Raw genomic sequence first — 6,598 nt, 5'->3', positions numbered from 1 at the left:
TATTCTCAGGAATTGAGGCGCATGGAAATATACGACCTCGTAGACGCGCTGCAGGCGCATCAAGGGCAACGGCACTCCACATCATGCTGTCAAGCAAGCGAAACGTGCTCGATTCGCCGACAGCCCCATTACGGCATCTTTCGCTTTTCAGGGTGACGGGGGTCAGACCGCGCTGACCTCCAAGGCTTGGTCAGGACTTGGGTTCGACCTCCCGTTTCGCATCAATCAATGCCTGTGCGGCCTGCATCACCTGAACCTGAGGTGTTCCCGAGCGTGCATCCTCCAGCGCGGCCTGTACCTGCGCGCAAAACCACGTGTCATAAGAATTCGCTTTAGCGACCACGGAAGTGCTCCTCGAGACCCGGGCCGAGAAGCCTGCCGAGGTCATCGGGCATGTCTGCAACGCGCACAGCAATTGGGAAACGGTGCCCCGTCAGGTCAGGCGCGCCTTGTTCATCGGTGCCGAAATCCGGCCCTTCCTTATCCGTTGGGTCCATTGCGATTTCTCCCACTTTACTATGGGTCGTTGCTACATCACCCAGCGTGGTGACGTAAACGGCAATGCCATTGTGGTCAAATCAAGTCGGGCCACTTAGGATTCGAATTCCGGAGGGGGCAGAATCCTACGTGAAGCTCAAAGCCGCCGTTCATTGAAAGCGCGGCGAAATCTGACTCAGAGCCCAGAGTGAGCGATGCTGCGCGCTCCACCAATGTCAGTTTTGGTGGTGATCGGCGAAATTGTGTATTTTTGGAAGCACCGCCAAAAGCTCTACAAAGTGTTCGCGGTGCGCGGTATCACGGGAACCCCGCACGCATGTATGCGATGATTTTCCAGATTTCTTCTTCAGTCAGCGCTTCCCTGAAGGCTGGCATTTCTGTTCCGAAGCGCTGACCGCCCTCAGAAATTGCCCAGAGCAGATACTCGTCTCCCGACATCGGCATCTGAACAAACCATCTAAGGAGAGCCGGAGAAGGCACGAGAGACCGACCGGCCTCACCATCCCCGAGACCCTCGGCTCCATGACAACTTGCGCAGTTCGCTGTGTATAGCGTCTGGCCTTCCGCGATAACTTCAGGCGTCGCGCGAATAGTGCTCCGAGCGCCCCGATAAGCTGCGGGCACGCACTCGTTCATGTAAGTCCAATGTCGTTGCATGCGCTGTTGCTGGCCCGGACCCATGTTGCCGTGTCCCCAGCCAGGCATGCGTTCAGACCACATGTGGTTCGGTCCCATTGGCCCGTGACCCCACCCAATCGCCTCGCTGCTGCTGTGCGAAGGCTACAGTAGCAGAGATCATACACACCGCAACCATACCAAAATAGCGTGATTTATGCTGCTTCATAGTCTTCTCCTTATGGTTTCCGATCAATGAAATTGCCGTCAGGCTGCTTCGTAACTCGTGAACACTTCGGTGTTACCGTCGCGCCGGATCAGAAATACATCGTAGGCTTCACGCTGATCTTCTGGCCCATTCCGTGTGATCCATAGGGCATGCCGGGAACGGCGAGACCGACTGCGTCTCGGCGTTCGTCCAGAAGGCGACGAATGTCTGCTGCGGGCACATGGCCCTCGATCATATAGCCTTCGATCTCGCCTGTGTGGCACGATATCATCTCTTGGGGGATGCCATTGTCCAACTTGTGTCGGACCAGCAGTGTTCCAAAGCTGCGCTCCTCGGTCACACGGAAGCCTTCAGCCCGAAGAATATCAGCCCAAACCCGGCAACAGCTGCAATTCGGGTCCTTAAGAACGTGGATCGACGGAGCTCCCTGCGCAATCGCGGCGAAGGGTGCAATGCTGGTAAGACCTACAGCGGCTATAATAATTTGACGGCGCGTTACATGAATATCAGTCGTCCTTTAGCTCTGTCCTAGTCTATTTCATCGCTTAGTGGCTGCTTATCTCCCGCGATAGTTGTCGCAGGCCTCAACGCCCCCTGCGACCACATCGAGAAGTGCGTCCACATCGCTCAACAGCGTTGCGATACGTGCGCTACTGATACGGTAGCGGATGAAGCGCCCATCTCGGTCGCTGTTAACTAGCCCGCACTCCAACAAGCATCGCAAGTGGTTGGATACGTTTGGTTGTGATAGTCCCGTACGCTCGACGAGTTCGTGAACAACCAGCGGCTCCCCGCACAGCGCGCCGAGAATAGACAAGCGGCTTGGGTCGGCAAAGCCGCGAAATAGTTTTGCGCGTTGTTCAATGGTACCGACCTTGCGGTCCACAACGATCTGCGTCATATCATTGCTCACTGATATATTATCCTTTGATCCACTTTAGCAGGAGAACTGCGATCATGGCCAACGCAGAAAGCGCGATAGCAGATATCCCATCCTTTCGTTACCGCGTTTCCGGCATGGATTGCGCCAAGGATGCCGCCCAGATCGAGCGGGCGGTGCAATCTGCGGGTATCGCGCCTGACGCCGTGAAAGTGTCTACTGCAACGCACATAATGACTTTGAGAGCTCCCGAAGCGCGCTTGCCGGAAATTGAAAAAGCCGTCGAGACAACAGGGTATGGGTTTGACCGCATCGAGAGCGACGAAGATATTCAGCAAGGTACGGCCCATCAGGACCCTGGCTATCGCCGCGCGCTCTGGATCGTTGTGATCCTGAATGTTGGTTATGGCGTTCTTGAAATGATCGGCGGGTTCATTGCCGGGTCACAGGCCGTGAAGGCCGACGCGCTGGATTTTATTGGTGATGGCGCGATCACCTTCCTCGGCCTGCTGGCCATCGGTTGGAGTCTTCTCTGGCGGGCGCGGTCGGCCCTGATCCAGGGCATCTTCCTTGCCCTGCTTGGTCTTGGCGTCTTTGGGACAACCATCATGCGGGCATTCGAGCCGACAACCCCAGACGCCACGCTGATGGGGCTTCTGGGCCTGATTGCTCTTGTGATCAATGTCATCTCCGTGCTGCCGTTGCTGCAGTACCGGAAGGGGGACGCGAACATGCGTGCCGTCTGGCTGTTCTCGCGCAACGACGCCATTGGCAATGCGGCAGTCGTTGTCGCGGCCGGTCTGGTGGTTTGGCTGGGTAGCGCGTGGCCCGACCTCATTGTCGCCTTCGGCATCGCCGGGTTATTCCTGCATTCTTCCTGGTCGATCATCCGCGACGCGCGGGCCGATCTGAAGGCGGCGGCATGAACAACCGCGTTCTGGGTGGGCTCTGTGCGATTGCAGCTTTCGGTCTCGATCAGGGCACCAAGGCGCTTGCCCTGAACACCCCGGCGCTTGAACATGGGGTCGAGGTTCTGCCCTTTCTCAATCTCGTTCGTGTTCTGAACGATGGCGTCAGCTTCGGTATGCTCGGCGGGATCGTACCCTGGTGGGGTCTCATCGCGCTTGCTACCGCGATCATGGCAGGGCTGCTAATCTGGTTGTGGCGCGCGCTAGATAGGCTGACGGCTGCTGCTCTCGGTATGATCATCGGCGGTGCGCTCGGCAACGTCTTCGACCGGCTGCGCTATCAGGCCGTCCCTGACTTTCTCGACTTCCATTACGGGTCATACCACTGGCCGTCCTTCAACTTGGCTGACGTGGCGATCTTTTGTGGGGCGGCACTGCTGTTCTGGGACGGCTTTCGCGCCTCGAAAGTCAGGCCGGAAAATCGGGAACAAGACAATCGCAAGGGAGATGTCACGGGGGGATAACAGCTAACAGGCAAAGAACTTTGGGAGGGAATTCGGCTTGCGACTGATTGATTGGATTGACCGTGGCATTCGCGGCATCGGCGTCGTGACTGCGTGGCTGACAGTTGTTTCGATTGCTGCTTATGGCGCGCTTCAGATGCTGGATCGCAAGCTACAACTTGGCGTGTCGAGCTATTTGCCGGACCTGTCCACGTCACTGCTGTTCATCCTAATTTTCTTGACCTTTGGGTATACCTATCTGCGCGACGGTCACGTGCGCGTTGATGTTCTTCGCAGACATTGGTCCGCCCGCCGCATTGCTTGGATCGAACTGATTGGCGGCCTTTTTGTCCTTCTGCCGCTCGCCGCCATCCTGACCTACTACGGATGGGACGGCCTGATGCGCACCACAAAATACGCCGAGACCCAAGTGTGGGCACAACGCATAGCGGGGGTCATAGGCCCCATCTTGCTGGCTTTTGCGGGGATGATCGTCGCCCTTCGCAACATCGGCTTTCTGGCAGAGAGACGTGCGCAAGGCGCACCGGACCAAGCAAGCGGCCTGCACAATGGTGAATGAGGTCCTCACGGTTGCCATGCTTGTCGTGATGGCGATTGGGGTTTTCAGTGGCTTTCCGGTGGCGCTGGTGCTCGCGGGGACAGGCTTCTTGGGGTTTGTCGCTGCGGTTTGGGTGGGGATCACTGATTTTCAGCATCTGGGGCTGATCTACCTGCGGGCCCGTGGTGTACTGACCAATGAATCAGTCCAATTCACCAGCGTTCCAATGCTGATTTTTCTTGGCCTGATCCTGAATGCCAGCGGCGTTGCCGAAACCATGTTTCGCTTGCTGGGGCGTCTTCTGACAGGCGTTCCCGGTCGCTACGCCATTGCGACTTTGCTGATCGGCCTCGTTCTTGCGCCCGCCGCCGGGGTGATCGGTGCTTCCGTCATAACTGTGGCGTTGGTGGCCTATGCCCCGATGATGGCGTCGGGCTACGCACCGCGAACCGCAGGAGGCGCTGTCGCAGCTTCTGGAGCATTGGGTGTCGTGTTCCCGCCAGCCGTGATGCTGTTCTTCATCTCGAACGTGTTCTATCTGCGCATCGGATTGATGTATGTGGCCCTCATCGTACCTGTGCTTCTGATGGTCATGGCCTTCGCGGTCTACTTTGCGGTCACCTTGAGAAAAACGGTCGAAATCCCGCTGGACGCACCCAAGACCAATCTTGTGTCAGACCTCTTGTTTGTACTCGCGTCTGTCGCGGTTATCGCATCCATTCCGCTCAGCATCATTCTGGGCTTTGCGACACTAACAGAGGCGGCTGGAGTAGGGGTGTTTGGCGCGCTTTTGGTTGCTCTGGCGCGAAAGCGTCTGTCTTTCTCGTCGTTAAACTCTGTCACGGTGCAGACAAGCACGATGACGTCGATGGTCTTCTTCATCGTACTTGGCGCATCGGTGTTTTCGCTCAGTTTCCACCTCGTTGGTGGACCAAATGTGATCTTCGACTGGATATCCGCATTCGATCTCACCCGGTGGGAACTGTTGGCCATGCTCCTTGGCGTGATCATCATACTTTGGTTTGTTTTTGACTGGATCGAGGTGCTGCTGGTCTTTGTACCCGTACTGATGCCGATTATTTCAGAGCTCGACTTCGCAGATCACGTCGGCTCTGCCTACTTTGCACAAATCTGGATCGCTGGCCTGATAGCCTTGGCGTTGCAGACGTCTTTTCTGACGCCCCCTTTCGGTTATGCCCTGTTCTTTGCCAAGATGGCCGCACCGAAGGGTATCAATCTGTCTGATATCTATCGCGGAGCGGTACCCCTTGTTGCCATTGAGATTGCATTGATCGCGGCGCTGATCTCGTTTCCTCAGCTTATCACTTGGCTGCCCGAAATGGCCCTTGGGGATGCCGATGCGTCGCAATTGATACAGCGGTGAGTGATGTAGCCTGCAGCGGGGGAAAGCATTCCCTTGTGGGTTCTCTAGGTTTAACCGTTTTTTCGGATTGAGCTGAAGCGGCCACTGGCGCAGCCGCAGCGAAATGGTGCTTAGTCCCGCATCTTACCAGTTCGTACACGATGCAGCGAACGGCAGGTGTACGAATAAGGAGGGACTTCTGAGAATTTCATCGTACCAGCCATATGACACACCAATGTCGCCTATTTCACTTGGCCCAAGGGTGACGGGAGATTGAAACGCATAATGCCCCCCTTACTGGCGGCCTTAGCGTGGGATTCCGCCCCCTCCGGCATTCGACCCCACTTACCGATCTGGCGCCGCTTCAAGGGAAGTTTCGAACCGCTTGTTCGCCGCCGCTGCTTCTTTCAAGAGCGCGTCGAAATTGTCAGGTGGGTTGCCATCTTCCAGCATCCCTTTGAACGTCGCATAGGCATCCGTCTTGCTGCCATAGGCGCGCAGGGTCTTGTCGTCGTTCACCCAGGCCACCACGATGACCTTCGCATCGCTGTTGAACCGATAGAACAGCCGATACTGCTGGAAGAATTTCGCCCGAAACCAGTGCTTGCGGTGATCGCCGAGTGTGCCGCCTTGCCGGAAGGCGGCGGCACCCGGATCTGCCGGTATGGCCTCGGTGACCAGCTTGAAGATGGCGGCCAGCCGTTTCGTCGGGTTTTTCTTGCGCCAGGTCTTAGGATCGCGTGCCTTACGCGCCTCGACCTCTTCAATCAGCCCTTCGAGCTGATCCAGAAAGAGCGGATGCGCATAAATCGACCATCCGTTTACGACAAGGGGCGCTTGGGCGGGCACGCTATCGCCGCTCATTCATCCTCGAGCGATAGCGGCGCATCGAGATCGACGTCAACGTCTCCGACCAGTGCTGCAAGACGGTCATGCAAAGCCCCATCGAACGCCCGAATGCGGTCCGGATGCGCCTTGATATCGGCCTCGACAAAATCGAGAAAGGCTCCGAGCACGGGATCTTCCTCGTCGCTGCGCACGGG

11 protein-coding genes and 1 pseudogene are annotated in these 6,598 nt (G+C 57.0%); 5 read left to right on the top strand and 7 right to left on the bottom strand.

Going from position 1 to position 6,598, the window contains the following annotated elements:
* Positions 1-190: 190 nt before the first annotated feature.
* Positions 191-343: an antitoxin PaaA2 family protein gene (locus AC13C8_RS00370; RefSeq protein ID WP_055296368.1), complete on the bottom strand. Its 153-nt coding sequence runs from the start codon at positions 341-343 to the stop codon at positions 191-193.
* The gene (locus AC13C8_RS00365) at positions 333-497 is read right to left on the bottom strand and encodes a hypothetical protein (protein ID WP_321174749.1); all 165 of its coding nucleotides are present in this window, start codon (positions 495-497) and stop codon (positions 333-335) included. Before AC13C8_RS00365 ends, AC13C8_RS00370 begins: the two co-directional genes overlap by 11 nt.
* A gap of 188 nt (positions 498-685) precedes the next feature.
* On the opposite strand from AC13C8_RS00365, the gene AC13C8_RS00360 reads away from it, so the two are divergent.
* Entirely contained in the window at positions 686-892 is a 207-nt protein-coding gene (locus AC13C8_RS00360) for a hypothetical protein (RefSeq protein ID WP_162797850.1), read from the top strand.
* Here the strand turns inward: AC13C8_RS00360 and AC13C8_RS00355 are convergent.
* The 3 genes and pseudogenes from AC13C8_RS00355 to AC13C8_RS00345 all read right to left on the bottom strand — a co-directional run bounded on the left by AC13C8_RS00355 (position 796) and on the right by AC13C8_RS00345 (position 2,243).
* Positions 796-1,134 carry a c-type cytochrome gene (locus tag AC13C8_RS00355; protein ID WP_231036370.1) on the bottom strand — a complete coding sequence of 113 codons (339 nt, stop codon included), beginning with the start codon at positions 1,132-1,134 and terminating at the stop codon, positions 796-798. The two genes, AC13C8_RS00360 and AC13C8_RS00355, sit on opposite strands and share 97 nt — an antisense overlap.
* Positions 1,135-1,380: 246 nt before the next feature.
* Positions 1,381-1,847, bottom strand: a pseudogene (locus AC13C8_RS00350) (DUF411 domain-containing protein).
* Positions 1,848-1,898: 51 nt separating this feature from the next.
* The gene (locus AC13C8_RS00345; RefSeq protein ID WP_046212131.1) at positions 1,899-2,243 is read right to left on the bottom strand and encodes an ArsR/SmtB family transcription factor; all 345 of its coding nucleotides are present in this window, start codon (positions 2,241-2,243) and stop codon (positions 1,899-1,901) included.
* Positions 2,244-2,299: 56 nt separating this feature from the next.
* Here AC13C8_RS00345 and AC13C8_RS00340 point away from each other — a divergent pair, with 56 nt between their 5' ends.
* From AC13C8_RS00340 to AC13C8_RS00325, 4 genes are read left to right on the top strand one after another with little or no spacing between them, the layout of a single operon-like run.
* Positions 2,300-3,148 (top strand): cation efflux transmembrane domain-containing protein, encoded by an 849-nt coding sequence (locus tag AC13C8_RS00340; RefSeq protein WP_482846017.1) that lies wholly within the window; start codon positions 2,300-2,302, stop codon positions 3,146-3,148.
* Entirely contained in the window at positions 3,145-3,654 is a 510-nt protein-coding gene (gene lspA, locus AC13C8_RS00335) for a signal peptidase II (RefSeq protein ID WP_339640045.1), read from the top strand. Before AC13C8_RS00340 ends, lspA begins: the two co-directional genes overlap by 4 nt.
* A gap of 37 nt (positions 3,655-3,691) precedes the next feature.
* Positions 3,692-4,213, top strand: a complete 522-nt coding sequence (locus AC13C8_RS00330; protein WP_482846016.1) for a TRAP transporter small permease subunit — start codon at positions 3,692-3,694, stop codon at positions 4,211-4,213.
* Positions 4,203-5,576 (top strand): TRAP transporter large permease, encoded by a 1,374-nt coding sequence (locus AC13C8_RS00325; RefSeq protein WP_482846015.1) that lies wholly within the window; start codon positions 4,203-4,205, stop codon positions 5,574-5,576. The genes AC13C8_RS00330 and AC13C8_RS00325 overlap by 11 nt, the downstream gene beginning before the upstream one ends.
* A gap of 324 nt (positions 5,577-5,900) precedes the next feature.
* Here the strand turns inward: AC13C8_RS00325 and AC13C8_RS00320 are convergent, their stop codons facing one another.
* Both AC13C8_RS00320 and AC13C8_RS00315 read right to left on the bottom strand, forming a co-directional pair.
* A complete protein-coding gene (locus AC13C8_RS00320) occupies positions 5,901-6,419 on the bottom strand; it encodes a type II toxin-antitoxin system YhaV family toxin (protein WP_185805263.1) in 519 nt (172 codons plus the stop codon).
* Positions 6,416-6,598 (bottom strand): type II toxin-antitoxin system PrlF family antitoxin (locus AC13C8_RS00315; RefSeq protein WP_482846014.1); only part of this gene is annotated, 183 nt, incomplete at its 5' end. The genes AC13C8_RS00315 and AC13C8_RS00320, both read right to left, overlap by 4 nt.

This window comes from Aliiroseovarius sp. B-4 (assembly GCF_056857795.1).
This window is presented reverse-complemented; position numbering and strand designations above follow the sequence as displayed.